This is a genomic window from Kribbella sp. NPDC043289 (assembly GCF_056436705.1).
In genome coordinates this window covers 2,368,179-2,382,864 of record NZ_JBWKCB010000001.1, presented here as the reverse complement: position 1 = coordinate 2,382,864, position 14,686 = coordinate 2,368,179, and the positions used below count along the sequence as shown (strand labels likewise).

Annotated in this window: 16 protein-coding genes; 13 read left to right on the top strand and 3 right to left on the bottom strand. The window is 69.2% G+C overall.

Translation table 11 applies throughout. The features are described from left to right. Together ispG and AC0662_RS11330 are read left to right on the top strand one after the other, a co-directional pair. Positions 1-1,152, top strand: coding sequence for a flavodoxin-dependent (E)-4-hydroxy-3-methylbut-2-enyl-diphosphate synthase (ispG, locus tag AC0662_RS11335; RefSeq protein WP_452194161.1), 1,152 nt, complete (start codon positions 1-3; stop codon positions 1,150-1,152). Beyond that, entirely contained in the window at positions 1,149-1,697 is a 549-nt protein-coding gene (locus tag AC0662_RS11330) for a nucleosidase (protein ID WP_478300055.1), read from the top strand. The genes ispG and AC0662_RS11330 overlap by 4 nt, the downstream gene beginning before the upstream one ends. Here AC0662_RS11330 and AC0662_RS11325 read toward each other — a convergent pair. Further along, complete coding sequence (locus AC0662_RS11325) at positions 1,678-2,193, bottom strand: NUDIX domain-containing protein (RefSeq protein ID WP_478300053.1); 516 nt, start codon at positions 2,191-2,193, stop codon at positions 1,678-1,680. The two genes, AC0662_RS11330 and AC0662_RS11325, sit on opposite strands and share 20 nt — an antisense overlap. Before the next feature lie 105 nt (positions 2,194-2,298). Between AC0662_RS11325 and AC0662_RS11320 the strand changes: the two genes are divergently transcribed. The 4 genes from AC0662_RS11320 to trxA all read left to right on the top strand — a co-directional run bounded on the left by AC0662_RS11320 (position 2,299) and on the right by trxA (position 5,438). Continuing rightward, positions 2,299-3,084 carry a cyclase family protein gene (locus AC0662_RS11320; RefSeq protein ID WP_452194156.1) on the top strand — a complete coding sequence of 262 codons (786 nt, stop codon included), beginning with the start codon at positions 2,299-2,301 and terminating at the stop codon, positions 3,082-3,084. Then, entirely contained in the window at positions 3,081-4,679 is a 1,599-nt protein-coding gene (locus AC0662_RS11315) for a thiamine pyrophosphate-binding protein (RefSeq protein WP_478300050.1), read from the top strand. The genes AC0662_RS11320 and AC0662_RS11315 overlap by 4 nt, the downstream gene beginning before the upstream one ends. Positions 4,680-4,740: 61 nt before the next feature. After that, positions 4,741-5,106 carry a MerR family transcriptional regulator gene (locus AC0662_RS11310; RefSeq protein WP_452194152.1) on the top strand — a complete coding sequence of 122 codons (366 nt, stop codon included), beginning with the start codon at positions 4,741-4,743 and terminating at the stop codon, positions 5,104-5,106. Beyond that, a complete protein-coding gene (gene trxA, locus AC0662_RS11305) occupies positions 5,103-5,438 on the top strand; it encodes a thioredoxin (protein ID WP_478300048.1) in 336 nt (111 codons plus the stop codon). Before AC0662_RS11310 ends, trxA begins: the two co-directional genes overlap by 4 nt. Before the next feature lie 165 nt (positions 5,439-5,603). Here trxA and AC0662_RS11300 read toward each other — a convergent pair whose 3' ends face one another. Continuing rightward, positions 5,604-5,978 (bottom strand): VOC family protein, encoded by a 375-nt coding sequence (locus tag AC0662_RS11300; RefSeq protein WP_478300046.1) that lies wholly within the window; start codon positions 5,976-5,978, stop codon positions 5,604-5,606. A 56-nt stretch (positions 5,979-6,034) separates the two neighbouring features. On the opposite strand from AC0662_RS11300, the gene AC0662_RS11295 reads away from it, so the two are divergent. The 7 genes from AC0662_RS11295 (at position 6,035) to AC0662_RS11265 (ending at position 13,495) form a co-directional block, all read left to right on the top strand. After that, a complete protein-coding gene (locus AC0662_RS11295) occupies positions 6,035-6,199 on the top strand; it encodes a ribbon-helix-helix domain-containing protein (RefSeq protein WP_452194147.1) in 165 nt (54 codons plus the stop codon). Then, the gene (locus AC0662_RS11290) at positions 6,196-6,840 is read left to right on the top strand and encodes a VOC family protein (RefSeq protein WP_452194145.1); all 645 of its coding nucleotides are present in this window, start codon (positions 6,196-6,198) and stop codon (positions 6,838-6,840) included. Before AC0662_RS11295 ends, AC0662_RS11290 begins: the two co-directional genes overlap by 4 nt. A gap of 82 nt (positions 6,841-6,922) precedes the next feature. Continuing rightward, the gene (locus AC0662_RS11285) at positions 6,923-8,203 is read left to right on the top strand and encodes an MFS transporter (RefSeq protein WP_478300043.1); all 1,281 of its coding nucleotides are present in this window, start codon (positions 6,923-6,925) and stop codon (positions 8,201-8,203) included. A 49-nt stretch (positions 8,204-8,252) separates the two neighbouring features. Beyond that, entirely contained in the window at positions 8,253-9,077 is an 825-nt protein-coding gene (locus AC0662_RS11280; protein WP_452194142.1) for a GNAT family N-acetyltransferase, read from the top strand. Positions 9,078-9,087: 10 nt separating this feature from the next. After that, positions 9,088-9,450: a DoxX family protein gene (locus tag AC0662_RS11275; protein WP_478300041.1), complete on the top strand. Its 363-nt coding sequence runs from the start codon at positions 9,088-9,090 to the stop codon at positions 9,448-9,450. Between the two features lie 98 nt (positions 9,451-9,548). After that, on the top strand, positions 9,549-11,312 hold the full coding sequence (locus AC0662_RS11270) for a proline--tRNA ligase (RefSeq protein WP_452194139.1): 1,764 nt from the start codon (positions 9,549-9,551) through the stop codon (positions 11,310-11,312). An 812-nt stretch (positions 11,313-12,124) separates the two neighbouring features. Next, a complete protein-coding gene (locus AC0662_RS11265; RefSeq protein ID WP_478300039.1) occupies positions 12,125-13,495 on the top strand; it encodes an FAD-binding oxidoreductase in 1,371 nt (456 codons plus the stop codon). On the opposite strand, the gene AC0662_RS11260 is transcribed toward AC0662_RS11265, so the two are convergent. After that, positions 13,459-14,658: an RNA polymerase sigma factor gene (locus AC0662_RS11260; RefSeq protein WP_478300037.1), complete on the bottom strand. Its 1,200-nt coding sequence runs from the start codon at positions 14,656-14,658 to the stop codon at positions 13,459-13,461. The genes AC0662_RS11265 and AC0662_RS11260 overlap by 37 nt on opposite strands. Positions 14,659-14,686 lie beyond the last annotated feature (28 nt).

Here is a 14,686-nt window from a genome sequence, read left to right as displayed (position 1 = left end):
ATGAGCATCAACCTGGGCATGCCCGCACTGCCGCCCCCCACGCTGGCTCCGCGCCGGAAGACGCGGCAGATCAAGGTGGGCAGCGTGCTGGTCGGTGGCGACGCGCCGGTCTCGGTGCAGTCGATGACCACCACCCCGACCAACGACGTCAACAAGACGCTGCAGCAGATCGCCGAGCTGACCGCGGCCGGCTGCGACATCGTCCGGGTCGCCTGCCCGCGGCAGGAGGACGCCGACGCGCTCCGGGAGATCGCGCAGCACTCGCAGATCCCGGTGATCGCCGACATCCACTTCCAGCCGGGCTACGTGTTCGCCGCGATCGAGGCCGGCTGCGCCGCGGTCCGGGTGAACCCGGGGAACATCCGCAAGTTCGACGACCAGGTCAAGCAGATCGCCCAGGCGGCCAAGGACCACGGTACGTCCCTGCGGATCGGCGTGAACGCGGGTTCGCTGGACAAGCGGCTGCTGGAGAAGTACGGCAAGGCGACGCCGGAGGCGCTGGTCGAGTCGGCGGTCTGGGAAGCCTCGCTGTTCGAGGAGCACGACTTCCACGACTTCAAGATCTCGGTCAAGCACAACGACCCGGTCGTGATGGTGCAGGCGTACGAGATGCTCGCCGAGCGCGGCGACTGGCCGCTGCACCTCGGGGTCACCGAGGCCGGTCCGGCGTTCCAGGGCACGATCAAGTCCTCGGTCGCGTTCGGTGCGCTGCTGTCCCGCGGGATCGGCGACACGATCCGCGTCTCGCTGTCCGCGCCGCCGGTCGAGGAGGTCAAGGTCGGTCTGCAGATCCTGCAGTCGCTGAACCTGCGGGAGCGCAAGCTCGAGATCGTCTCCTGCCCGTCGTGCGGTCGCGCGCAGGTGGACGTGTACACGCTCGCCGAGCAGGTGACCGCCGGTCTGGAGGGCATGGAGGTGCCGCTCCGGGTCGCCGTCATGGGCTGCGTCGTGAACGGTCCGGGTGAGGCCCGTGAGGCCGACCTCGGCGTCGCGTCCGGCAACGGCAAGGGCCAGATCTTCGTCAAGGGCGAGGTGATCAAGACCGTCCCCGAGGCGGCGATCGTCGAGACCCTGATCGAAGAGGCGATGCGGATCGCCGAGCAGATGGGCGAGGCCGGAGAAGCCGGCGAGCCCACCGTCAGCGTCGGGTGACCAACTACCTGGTAGTCAGCGCGATCGCGGGCGAGGCGCGGTACGTGCCGGAGTCGATCCCGGTGGTCCTCACCGGGATCGGTAAGACCCAGGCGGCCGTCGCCGTCACCCGCGCGTTGTCCGAGCGCGACACCACGGACCTGGTCGTCCTGAACGTCGGCACCACCGGCGCGCTCCGGGACGGCCTGTCCGGTCTCTACCTGCCGAGCAAGGTCATCAACCACGACGTGAACGCGGACGCGTTGCGGGCGATCGGCGTCGACCCGCAGGATGAGCTGCCCGTCGAGGGCGGTGACGGGTCGGTCCTCGCGTCGGGCGATGTGTTCGTCACCGATCCCGCCGTCCGCGATCGCCTGGCCGAGCGCGCGCACCTGGTCGACATGGAGGCGTACGCGGTCGTGTACGCGTGCCGCGAGTACGGCGTACCCGTGCGCGTCGTGAAACACGTCTCCGACTCGGCCGACGAAGCCGCGCTCGACTGGCCTTCGCTCGTCGACGCCAGCGCGAAGGTCCTGGGGGAGTGGGTCAACCAGAACGCCCGCTGAGCCACTCCAGCACAGCAGTCTCCCGCACCAACCACCGCATCACCCCGACGCCGTCGTCCAACACCGCGCGATTGGCGTCGAGCGCTTGGCCGACCGTCACCCAGCGGGGCGTGAGTCCCAGGCCCGCCTCGTACGCCTCGAGGTGTTGCCCGCCGATCGGCGTGCCGCCCGAGCACGTGAAGTAGTACGACGTCATCGCGAACACGTCGTAGCCCGCATCCACCGCGGGCACCTCTTCGCGAGTTGTCACAAGTTCCGGTCCGACGAGCACCCCGCCGTACCCACACTCCTCGTCGAACTCGCGGCGGAGCGCCTCCTCGAGGGTCTCGCCGACCTCGACTCCACCGCCCGGGAACTTGTAGTCGCCGTGCTTGGACAACAGCAGCAGCAATTCGTCGTCGCGGGAGAGCACGCCTCGGACCGCGGTCCGCTCGATCGTCCGGCCGCCAGGTGCGAGACCTTGCGCGCGGAAGGTGTCCAGCTGCATGCGGGTCATGCTGGCGCGACCTGTGGGTGGTATCAAGAGTCGGTGGGATGCTTTACGGGGGGTTGGTCGGCGGCTTAGTTTCAGGTGCTTCGTACGCCACTCCTGGAGGTCGGGATGACTGACTCGTCGCCCTTGTCCGTACTGGTCGCAGCCCTCGCCGACGGGTCGGTCGAGATCGTCGACCTGACCTCGCCGTTGAGCGCGTCGACGCCGGTGATCCAGCTGCCGCCGGAGTTCGGGCAGACGGCGCGGTTCGAGCTCGAGGAGATCAGCCGGTACGACGATCGCGGGCCGGCCTGGTACTGGAACAACTTCACCAGCGGCGAACACACCGGCACCCATTTCGACGCACCGAACCACTGGGTGACCGGCAAGGATCTCGCCGACGTCGCCTCGGTGCCGGCGCAGCGGCTGATCGCGCCGGCCGTCGTACTCGACTTCACCGCCGAGGTCGCGAAGAACCCCGACTTCCTCGTCGAGATCGACCACATCCAGGCCTGGGAAGCGGACAACGTGCCGCTGCCGGACGGCGGCTGGCTGTTCGTCCGCACCGGGTGGAGTGCGCACTCCCATTCACAGGAGGCGTTCCTCAACGCCGACGAGAACGGGCCGCACACACCCGGCCTGTCACCCGAGTGCGCCCGGTGGGTCGCACAGGAGACGCCAGTACTCGGCATGGGGGTCGAGACCGTCGGCACCGACGCGGGCAAGGCGCACTCGTTCGACCCGCCGTTCCCGTGCCATTCGTACCTGATGGGCAGCGACAAGTACGGGCTGACGCAGCTGCAGAATCTCGATCAGTTGCCGCCGACCGGTGCCGTGGTGATCGCCGGACCCTTGCCGATCGTGAGTGGATCCGGCGCCCCGGCTCGGGTGCTCGCGTTGGTCGAACGCCGGTGAACGTCGCGGCCGCGGTTGGCCGCGCGTTGGCCGACGCGGGGATCCGCCAGGTGTTCGGTGTCGTCGGGTCCGGCAACTTCCACCTGACCAACGCGATGCTGGCCGCCGGCGCGCGATTCGTCGCCGCGCGGCACGAGGGCGGCGCAGCGACGATGGCCGACGCGTACGCGCGGATTAGTGGAACGGTCGCCGCGCTGTCGGTCCACCAGGGCTGCGGTCTGACGAATGCGATGACCGGGATCGCCGAGGCCGCGAAGAGCCGTACGCCGATGGTCGTGCTGGCGGCCGAAGCCACCGAGCCGCGCTCGAACTTCTTTGTTGACCAGGACGCACTGGCCCGTTCGGTGGGTGCGGTGCCGCTGCGCATCACGTCGGCGGAGACGGCGGTGGCCGAGGCGGTCGGGGCCGTGGCGACCGCCGTTCGCGAGCGCCGAACCGTACTCCTGAACGTCCCGCTGTCCTTGCAGGCATTGGAGACTGAAGAGCATGCGGTGGAGCCGCCGCCCGCTCGGGACGCCGTGGTTCCGGACGACGTCGATGCTCTGGTCGACCTGTTGAGGCGTGCCTCCAGACCTGTGTTCGTCGCCGGTCGGGGCGCTCGTGGATCGCGGGAACCGCTGGAAGAGTTGGCGGAACGGTGTGGCGCGTTGCTCGCGACGTCGGCGGTCGCGCACGGGCTGTTCCACGGCAACCCGTGGTCGCTCGGCATCTCCGGCGGCTTCGCCTCACCACGCACCGCCGAGCTGATCCGTGGCGCCGACCTGATCGTCGGCTGGGGCTGCGCGCTGAACATGTGGACGATGCGCCACGGCCAACTGATCGGACCGGACGCGACAGTCGTCCAGGTCGACGACGACGCCTCCGCACTCGGTCTCCACCGCGAGATCCACCTGGGCATCACCGGCGACGTCGACCGCACCGCCACGCTGACCCTCGACGCTCTGAGCGAGCAACGACCCGGCTATCGCACCATCGACATCGGTAGCGTGCGTTGGCGGGACGTCGACTACGACGACACGAGTACGGCGGACCGCATCGACCCGCGGACGCTCAGCATCGCGCTGGACGACGTACTCCCGGACGAACGCGTACTGGCCGTCGACTCCGGGAACTTCATGGGCTACCCGAGCGCCTACCTCGACGTACCGGACGAGAACGGGATGTGTTTCACCCAGGCGTTCCAGTCGATCGGGCTTGGGCTCGCCACCGCGATCGGGGCGGCGCTGGCACAACCGGACCGGCTCCCGGTCGCCGCGCTCGGCGACGGGGGTGCGCTGATGAGCGCCGCGGAGCTCGACACGGTACGCCGGCTCGGTCTGCCGATGCTGGTGGTGGTGTACAACGACGACGCGTACGGCGCCGAGGTACACCACTTCGGCGGGCAGCGGATGGACACGGTCACGTTCCCTCCGACCGACATCGCCGCCATCGGCCGGGGCTACGGCTTCGAGGCGGCGACCGTTCGCACCGTCGCCGACCTCGCCGCGGTCGAGGACTGGCTGCGCGGTCCGCGCTCCGCCCCGATGCTCGTGGACGCGAAAGTGGTCGCCGATCATCCGTCGTGGTGGTTGGAGGAAGCATTCCGCGGTCACTGATTAAGCTGGCTTGACCTTGACCCCGGGGTCAAGGTTTAGCGTCGTCGGTGAAGGAGGCGGGATGCGGATCAGCGATCTGGCGGCCGAGGCCGGTGTGACGGTCAAGGCGGTGCGGTACTACGAGGCGCAAGGGCTGCTCAAGCCGCGCCGGGAGGCCAACGGCTACCGGGCGTACGAGGCGGACGACGTGGTCGTGGTGCGTGAGGTGAAGGCGTTGCTGAGTCTCGGGCTGACCGCGGAGCAGACGTACCCGTTCATCGAGTGCCTGCGAGCCGGCAATGCGCGCGCCGACGTGTGCCCGGCGTCGCTGACGGCGTACCGGACGCGGATCGCGGAGGTGGACCGGCGGATCGCCGAGCTCACCGACCTGCGGGCCCGGCTGACCGACCTCCTGACCGATGCCGAGAGCTGGAGGAACCAACGATGACTGATCTGCTGACCGTCGACGAGGCAACCTTCGACGAGGTGGTACTGCGCTCCGCGAAGCCCGTACTCGTGGACTTCTGGGCCGAGTGGTGCCCGCCCTGCCATCAGATCGCCCCGGTGCTGGCACAGATTGGTGCCGACCGCAACGAACAGCTGACCGTCGTGAAACTCAACTCCGACGAGAACCCGGCCGTCTCCGCCCGCTACCGCGTGATGGCCCTGCCGACCCTGATCCTCTTCCACCACGGCGAGATGATCTGGTCCGTCGTCGGCGCCCGGCCGAAAGCCAAACTCCTGAAAGAGATCGACGACGCCCTGCTCACCGCCGTGTGATCCGGCCCAGCCGCACCGCCCGCCCTGGTCCGCGAAAGCAGGCAGGGTTGTCGTAGATCTGCATTTCGACAGGAGGTGTCAGCTGCCTGGGTAGTGCAGTTGAGCGTGACCGGGCCTGCGTGTACAGCGTCTCGCCGGTGCACTACCTGTCGAACTGCCGACTGACTACTGCGGCTGGTTGAACTTGTAGAGCTCGACCAGCACGCCGTGGGGGCCGGCGCCGTACGCCGAGGTGGTGCCCCAATCGGTGTCGGTCGGCTCGAGCGCGATGGTGCCGCCGCGGCGGCGGATCTCCTCGATGTCGGCGCGGACGTCGTCGCTGCTGAACTGCAGGAGCGTCCCGCCGATCGCGCCGAAGTCGTCGACCATCGCGCCGGTGTGCAGCGCGATGGTCATTGCGCCGGCCTTCACCTCGGCGTACCCCTCGTTCGCGGTGCCGGTGATCTCGAGGCCGAGGACGCCGCCGAAGAAGTCGGCCAGGTCCTGGTTCTGCTCGCGGGTGCGGCTGAGCAGGCCCATGTGGTCGAAGCGGAGGTTCATCGTCGGAGCTCCCTCTCGGTTGACGGTTAGCTGTCTAGGATGCTAGCAATATAGCCATGGCTGATGACGGTGGCAAGAAGGTGCAGTTCAACGTGTATCTGCCGCCCGAGCTGGTGCGGCGGGTGAAGCACAAGGCGATCGACGAGGCCGCGAGTCTGTCCGCGCTGGTCGAGCAGGCGCTGGCGGAGTACCTGGACAACCATGGGGAGGCGCGAGGATGAACGACGTGGTGATCAGGCCGTTGCGGTTCACGGCCGATGTCGATGCGATGCAGGTGTTTCTGGAGACGCTGGGGTTGCGGTCGCGGATCGAGTCCGAGCGCGGCGGCTGGGTCGACATGCTGACCGGTCGCGGGATGGTCGCGTTGCACGACGCGGCGTCGAGTTCGACCGGCGGGCAGCCTGGGCAGACGACGCTGTCGTTCGAAGCCGACGAGATCGACCAGCTGCGGGATCGGCTGGAGCAGGCCGGGTTCGAGGACGCGACGGTCTTCGACGAGGCGTACGGGCGAGTGTTGTCGGTGACCGGCCCCGACGCGGCCGTGATCTGGGTCGACGAACGCAGCGAGGACCTCTACGGCTACAAGTTCCACGACGCGAGTCCTGACGCGCGCTGGTCAGTCACGCCGTACCTGACCGGCGCCGACGAGACCGCGTGGCGCACCTTCTTCCAAGCGGTCGGGACGGATGCGACCGCGCTGTTCGGCTCGGCCGAAGGCGCGTTCACCGTTCGTCTCGACCTGACGACGACCGAGGATCTGGACGAGGTGCGGAGCCGCCTGGGCGATCTTCAGGTCACGCGCACCGAGGCCGGTCTGGAGATCACCGACCCCGACGGCCGGCTCGTGGTGGTGCACGGATGAGTTGTACGGCCGATCGGGATCTGGGTGCGGGATGTGGATGGGGCTTGACCTCCAGCCCACGTGAGGTTGGATCATGCCCGTCATGACGACGGGGGCGCCTGAGCGGCTGCGCGACGATCCGGACTTCCGGCGGTACTGGTTGGCTCGTGCGTTGTCGGTGACCGGGTCGATGGTGACGGCGATCGCGCTGCCCGTGCTGGTGTACCGGCTCAGCGGCTCGACGGTGCTCACCGCGGTGGTGACTGCGCTGGAGTCGGCGCCGTACCTGCTGGCTGGTTTGTTCGCCGGTGCGCTCGCCGATCGGTGGAACCGGCGACGGGTGATGGTCGCCGCGGACACCGTGAACGCGGTACTGGTCGGGTCGGTGCCGGTAGCGCATCTGCTCGGCCTGCTGACGGTCGCGCAGGTGCTGGTGGTCGCGTTCACGGTGCAGGCCGTCTACACCTTCTTCGACGGCGCGAACTTCGGTGCGTTGCCGGTGCTGGTCGGCCGGGCGCGGGTCGCGCAGGCCAACTCGGCCGTCTGGACCGCGTCGAGTCTGATCGAACTGTTCGTGCCGCCGCTGACCGGTCTGCTCCTCGCCGTCTTGGATCCGGCGAGTCTGCTGACTCTCGATGCGTTGAGTTTCGCGGCGTCCGCGTTCGCCGTCCGCGGGATCGTGCGGGCGATGTCGGAGTCGCGCGACGGGCGGCCGCCGCTGCGCCCGCGGGTGGTACTGAACGACATCCGCGACGGACTGCGCTACTTGGTCCGGCACGCCGGCGTCCGCACGATGACGATCGTCGGCAGCGTGCAGTCGTTCGCCGGCGGTGGGTTCATGGCGCTGATCGTGGTCTGGTGCGACCGCGTCCTGCACGTCGGTACGTCGGGACTTCGGTTCGGACTCGTCTGGGGAACGTGGGGGATCGGCGGTCTGATCGCGGCACTCAGCCTGCCGCGGTTGCTGAAGCGCGTCTCGCCCGCCGCGATCACGCTCTACGCGTTACCGGTCTCGGCGTTGCTCGGTGTGTTGGCGCCGCTGTCGCCGCACTGGGTCGTGGCCGCGCTGGCGTTGCTCGTCTGGGGTTCGGCGTACGTGCTGGTGATCGTGAACGCGGTGTCGTACCGCCAGCAGGTGACACCGGAGAACCTGCTCGGCCGGGTCAACACAGCGGGCCGGATGCTGTCGTGGGGCGTCGGGTGGACGTTGGGTTCGGTGGTCGGCGGAGTGCTCGGCAACGCCTTCGGACCGCGGACCGGGATGGTACTGATGGGCCTGTGCGGATTCGCCGGAGTCGTGGTCGCCTGGACCTCGCCGCTGCGCCGGATCGCGGCCGGTGCCGATGCCGGTGCCGATGCCGGTGAGGATGTCGGGGTCGGCTGAGTCGGCCCCGTTGCATACGGGAGCCCGGGTCATCCGCTAGGTTCTGCGCGTGGGCGTACGGGTTCTCGGTCCTCGTGACCTCGCGGCGGCGCGCGCGGTCATCGCTCGCGATCCGGTGGTGAACGTGTTCGTGGACAGCCTCGTGCAGGCGTCCGGGCTCGACCCGCGGCGTGGTGCCGAGGTCTGGGGGTACGTCGAGAAGGGCGCGCTCGAGGCGCTGTGCCACGCGGGCGGCAACATGGTGCCTGTCGGTGCGGACGATGCCGCGCTGCGGGCGTTCGCGGCGTACGCGATGCGGCGCGGGCGGAACTGTTTCCAGATCCTCGGCCAGGCGCGGGCGGTCGCGCAGCTGTGGGAGATCCTCGAGCCGCAGTGGGGACCGGCGCGCGAGGTGCGTGACGACCAGCCGTTCATGGTGATCGACGGGTCGCCGTCGGTCACGCCCGATCCGCTGGTCCGGGCGGTGGAACCGGTCGAGCTGCCGATCCTGTACCCGGCGTGCGTGGCGATGTACACCGAGGAGGTCGGCGTACCGCCGCAGACCGGGCCGGACGGGACGTTCTATAGGTCCCGGGTGGCGGAGCTGATCCGGACCGGGCGGGCGTTCGCGCGGATCGAGGGCGGGCGGGTCGTGTTCAAGGCCGAGGTCGGCTCGGTCGGCACCGGGGTCTGCCAGATCCAGGGGGTCTGGGTGGATCCGGAGTACCGCGGCCGAGGGCTGGCCGCGCCGGGGATGGCGGCCGTGGTCGAACTGGCGCGGCAGATCGCGCCGGTCGTGACGCTTTACGTGAACGCGTTCAACCTGCCCGCGCGGGCGGCGTACGAACGCGTCGGCTTCCGCACGATCGAGACCTTCGCGACGATCTTGTTCTAAGCTCCGGCCCATGCCATCGCGAAGCACGAAGGGTCTGGCCGTTCTTTTCGGGGTCCTCGGGGCGCTGCATTTCGCCAAACCCGAGCCGTTCGAGAAGATCGTGCCGAAGGTGCTGCCCCGCAAGAAAGAACTCGTGTACGCCTCCGGTGTCGCGGAGTTGGCCTGCGCGGCCGGGCTGCTGCACCCGCGGACGCGGCGGTTGGCCGGGCTGGCGAGCGCGGGGCTGCTGGTCGCGGTGTTCCCGGCGAACGTCCAGATGGCCGCGGACCTGCGGCGAAAAGGCTCGCCGGGGGCGCAGGCAATCGCTTTCGCACGGTTGCCGCTGCAGATTCCGTTGATCCGGTGGGCGCTGAAGGCCTCCCGCGAGGTGTAGCCGGTGTGGCCTTGTGGATAACGTGGTGAGACCATGTCCGGCGGACAGATATTCTCTGTGACGTCCTGATTTCGACTTTTGCACGCTTGGAGACTCCCGTGATTTTGCGTATGTCGTCGTTGTTCCTCCGCACGCTTCGCGAGGACCCGGCGGACGCGGAGGTCCCGAGCCACAAGCTGCTCGTCCGCGCCGGGTACATCCGGCGGGCCGCGCCCGGCATCTACACCTGGCTGCCGCTGGGTCTGCGGGTGCTGCGCAACGTCGAGCGGATCGTCCGTGAGGAGATGGACGCGATCGGCGCGCAGGAGCTGGTGTTCCCGGCGCTGCTGCCCCGCGAGCCCTACGAGGCCACCGGCCGCTGGACGGAGTACGGGCCGAACATCTTCCGGTTGAAGGACCGCAAGGGCGCCGACATGCTGCTCGGTCCGACGCACGAGGAGATGTTCACCCTCGTCGTGAAGGATCTGTACTCGTCGTACAAGGACCTGCCGCTGTCGATCTACCAGATCCAGAACAAGTACCGCGACGAGGCGCGGCCGCGGGCCGGCGTGCTGCGCGGGCGCGAGTTCGTGATGAAGGACTCGTACTCCTTCGACGTCGACGACGAGGGCCTCGCCACGTCGTACGAGAAGCACCGCGACGCCTACATCAAGATCTTCGACCGGCTCGGTTTCGACTACGTGATCGTGCAGGCGATGTCCGGCGCGATGGGCGGATCCCGGTCCGAGGAGTTCCTGGCGATCGCGGAGAACGGCGAGGACACCTTCGTCCGCTCGCCCGGTGGGTACGCCGCGAACGTCGAGGCGGTCGTGGTTCCGCAGGCGGCGGCCGTCGACGCGTCCGCCGTACCCGCCGCCGAGGTCGTGGACACGCCGGACACGCCCACCATCGACACCCTGGTCGACGCGCTGAACGCGAAGCACCCGCGCACCGACGGGCGCGAGTGGGCCGCGGCCGACACGCTGAAGAACGTGCTCGTGATGCTCGTGCACCCGGACGGCTCGCGCGAGCCGCTCGCGATCGGCGTTCCCGGCGACCGGGCGATCGACGAGAAGCGGCTCGGCGCGCAGATGGAGCCCGCCGAGATCGCGGCCTTCGAGGAGGCCGACTTCGAGAAGCACCCGGCGCTGGCGAAGGGGTACATCGGCCCCGGCGTACTGGGCAAGGAGAACACGTCCGGCATCCGCTACCTGCTCGACCCGCGGGTCGCTGAGGGTTCGGCGTGGGTGACCGGCGCGGACAAGTCCGGGTTCCACATCATCAACCTGGTGCACGGGCGCGACTTCACCGCGGACGGCACGATCCAGGCCGCCGAGGTCCGCGACGGTGACCAGGCCCCCGACGGCTCCGGCCAGCTGGAGACCGCGCGCGGCATCGAGATGGGCCACATCTTCCAGCTCGGCCGCAAGTACGCCGACGCGCTCGACCTCAAGGTCCTCGACCAGAACGGCAAGCTCGTCACCGTCACCATGGGCTCGTACGGCGTCGGCGTCACCCGCGCCGTCGCCGCGATCGCCGAAGGCAACCACGACGAGCTCGGCCTCGTCTGGCCCCGCGAGATCGCGCCGGCCGACGTACACCTGGTTGCCACCGGCAAGGACCCGGAGGTCTTCGCGAAGGCCGCCGAGATCGCCGCCGAACTCGAGTCCCGCGGCCTCACCGTCATCTACGACGACCGCGAGAAGGTCTCGCCCGGCGTCAAGTTCAAGGACGCCGAACTGCTCGGCGTCCCCACCATCGCCGTCGTCGGCAAGGGCCTCGCCGAAGGCACCATCGAGGTCAAAGACCGCCGCACCGGCACCCGCTCCGACATCCCAGTCGCAGACGTCGTCAACCACTTGGTCACCACCGTCCGCAACTGACCTGCCCGCCGCCCAGCGCGAGCGGGGCGGCGACCACTCACCTTCAAACCCGCGCAGCTCGAGCCGATCCGGATCCACGGACCCCGGCCCGAGCTGCTCCGGGTGCATAGACCTGGGCGCGCGCGCATCTGAGTGCACAGACCCCGCATCGCGCCGATCCATGAACACCGACCTGGGTCTGGCTGATCCCGTCACGCGGAGCTCGCCTCGGACCGATCCGGTGCACGTTTCGCGGCGCCCGTTTAGCGGAGCGCTCGGCATCGAGTCGTGGCGTTTGGCGGGTCTAGCGAATCGCGAGTCGTGACTCGTGGCTGTGTCGGAACACGACCGATCCCCACGACTCGGCAACCAGCGGCCGCTCGCCTCGCCGGTGCACGGTTCGCGGCACCTGCTGTACGGCGCTCGGTTCGCCGCGCTCGGTTGTGCAGCAGTCGGCTTGCTTCGCGCGGTTCCCGGCGTCGGCTCGTCGCACTTGCAGCCTGAGGTGTGGCGGTTGGACCGGGTTCCACGAGTCGGCGAATTCTTGGGCTGATTCGGCTGTGTGTGGGACTGCTTTGGAGACCGTGGATAGGCCGTGGGGACTGGGCGCTTGGTATTGCTTGTTCACAGTGCTCGGCGCCTGTGCTCAGTGCCGGTCGGTGAACGCGGTCCGCACCATGCCGACGTCGAGCAGACGGTCTTAGATGTCCGGCACATCTCGGGTGTGGCGTGGGGCTGGTGGAAATTTGTTTGGTGGGGGATGTCGAGGGGTGGGGGGTGGTTTCGATCCCTGGGTGAGGCGCCGTGGGGGCGTCTGGAGCTAGGGAGTTGTGATGAGGGAATCTGTGGTGGCTCGGGGTGGGCTGGATGGGCTTCGTGGGGTTGTGGTGGGGGAAGTGCTCGCCGGCGGGGATGCGGGGCTCGCCGAGGCCGGGCGGGTGTTGACGGCTGAGGGGCGGCCGCGGGTGGTGGTGCGGTGTGCGGGGGCCGGTGATGTGGTTGCGGCGTTGCGGTACGCCGAGGCGCAGGATCTGCCGATCGCGGTGCGCAGCGGTGGGCATCACGCCGCCGGGTTCGGGACGAGTGACGGTGGGGTCGTGATCGACGTACGGCCGATGGATGAGGTGCGGTTGCTGCCGGACAACGTCGTCCGTATCGGCACCGGGGCGACCTGGGGTCAGGTGGCCGCGCGGCTCGCGAAGGTTGGCCTGGCGATTTCATCGGGGGACACGGCGGCGGTCGGTGTCGGTGGGTTGATGGCGGGCGGTGGCATCGGCTGGATGGTGCGCAAGCACGGCCTCGCGATCGACAACGTGGTCGCCGCCGAGATCGTCACCGCGGACGGTGCGGTACGCCGGGTCGACAGCGCGACCGAGCCGGAACTGTTCTGGGGACTGCGTGGCGCAGCGGGAAGTCTTGGCGTCGTCACGTCGTACGACATCGTCGCCGTACCGCAGAAGACCGTGCATTTCGGGACGCTGTTGTATCCGTGGACGCAGGCGGAGCAGGTGCTCGCGAAGTGGGCGGAGTACATGAGCGATGCGCCCGAGGAGCTCACGTCGTCGCTGCAGTTGGCGCCGACGATGATGGCCGATCGGCAGGTGCCGGTCGCGGTCGCGGTGTGTGCGACCGGCGACGGCGCGGTCCTCGAACCGCTGCGCAACCTCGGTTCGTTGCTGACCGACAAGGTGGTCGAGATCCCGTACGCCGAGGTGTTCAGCGACATGTCGATGCCGCCGGGGATGCGCCCGCGGATCCGCAACGGGTTCTACGACCGTTGGACGCCGGATCTCGGTCAGCGACTGCTGGACGCCCGTCCGCGGATTCCGGGGCTGGCGATGGAGGTCCGGGCGCTCGGTGGTGCGTACGGCGCGATGCCGGCGGACGCGACCGCGTTCGGGCATCGCGACGCGCGGTTCCTGGTCAACTCGGTGCTGATGGGATCGCCCGAGCAGGCTGACGACTTCGACGCGTTGTGGAAGTCGCTGCGGCCGAAGGGGGCGTACCTGAACTTCCTGTCCGACCCGACGGACGCCGACGTGGACCTCTGCTATCCGAAGGCTCACCGCACCCGGCTCGCCGCGTTGAAGCGGTCTGTCGATCCGGGGCACGTGTTCCGGAGCGCGGTGAGTGTTCCGCCGCAGCCGGAGTGGACCGGCGGCCGGCGTCACTTGATGAGGTGGGCGATGCGCTCGCGGAGGTAGTTCTGTTCGGCCGTGTTGCGGGTGCGATCGAGGGCCGCGAGGTAGTTCTCGCGGGCGAGGTCCGGGCGGCCGGCGAGTTCGTGGAGGTGCGCGAGGACGGACAGCCGGCGGTGGTGGTCGCCGAGGTACCGGTCGGCGGCGAGCCCCTCGACGATCGCGATGCCGGCGTCCGGACCTTCGGTCATCGCGACCGCGACGGATGCGCCGAGCGTCACCATCGGACTCGGGTCGACCTTCTCGAGGATCCGGTAGAGGCCGGCGATCTGTTCCCAGTCGGTGGTCTCGACCGAGTCCGCCTCGCCGTGCACCGCGGCGATCGCCGCCTCCAGCTGGTACGGCCCGACGGCGCCGGAGCGCAAGGTCTCCTCGACGAGCCGGGTGCCTTCGGCGATCTCGTCGGCGTACCAGCGGGAGCGGTCCTGGCGGTCGGCGGGGATCAGGTTCCCGCCGGGGCCGGTGCGTGCGTCGCGGCGGGCGTGCGTGAGGATCATCAACGCCAGCAGCCCGGTCACCTCGCCCGATCGACCGACGGCGTGCTGGAGCAGCCGCGTGATCCGCAACGCCTCCTCGGCGAGGTCCACCCGCTGCAGTTCGTCACCGGCGCTCGCCGTGTGGCCCTCGTTGAAGATCAAGTAGAGAACGTGCAGTACGGCGCGGAGTCGTACGTCGTACTCGTCGGCTGTCGGCAACTCGAACCGGGCGCCCGCGTCCTGGATGAGCCGCTTCGCCCGGCTGATCCGCTGCGCGACGGTGCTCTCGCCGACCAGCAACGCCGCAGCGACCTCGGCCGTCGTCAACCCACCGACCGACCGCAGCGTCAGTGCGACCTGCGATGCCGGGGTCAGCGCGGGATGGCAGCACAGCACGAGCAGCCGGATCGTGTCGTCGCTGTCCTCGTGGTACTCATCGGGATCGAACTCGGTCGGCGCGCGCAGGAAGTCGTTCAGCTCGCGCTGCCGCCGCGCGTTGTCCCGCCGCCAACCGTCCATCATCCGCCGCGACGCCACACTGATCAGCCACCCGATCGGCTGCTCCGGTACGCCGTTCGCGCCCCACTGCACGATGGCGTCGAGCAACGCCTCCTGGACCGCGTCCTCGCACTGGTCGAACGCGTCGTACCGCAGGACCAGCGCCGCCAACGCCCGCGGCGCCGCAGCCCGCATCGCACCCTCGAGCTCCGCCCCCCTCACG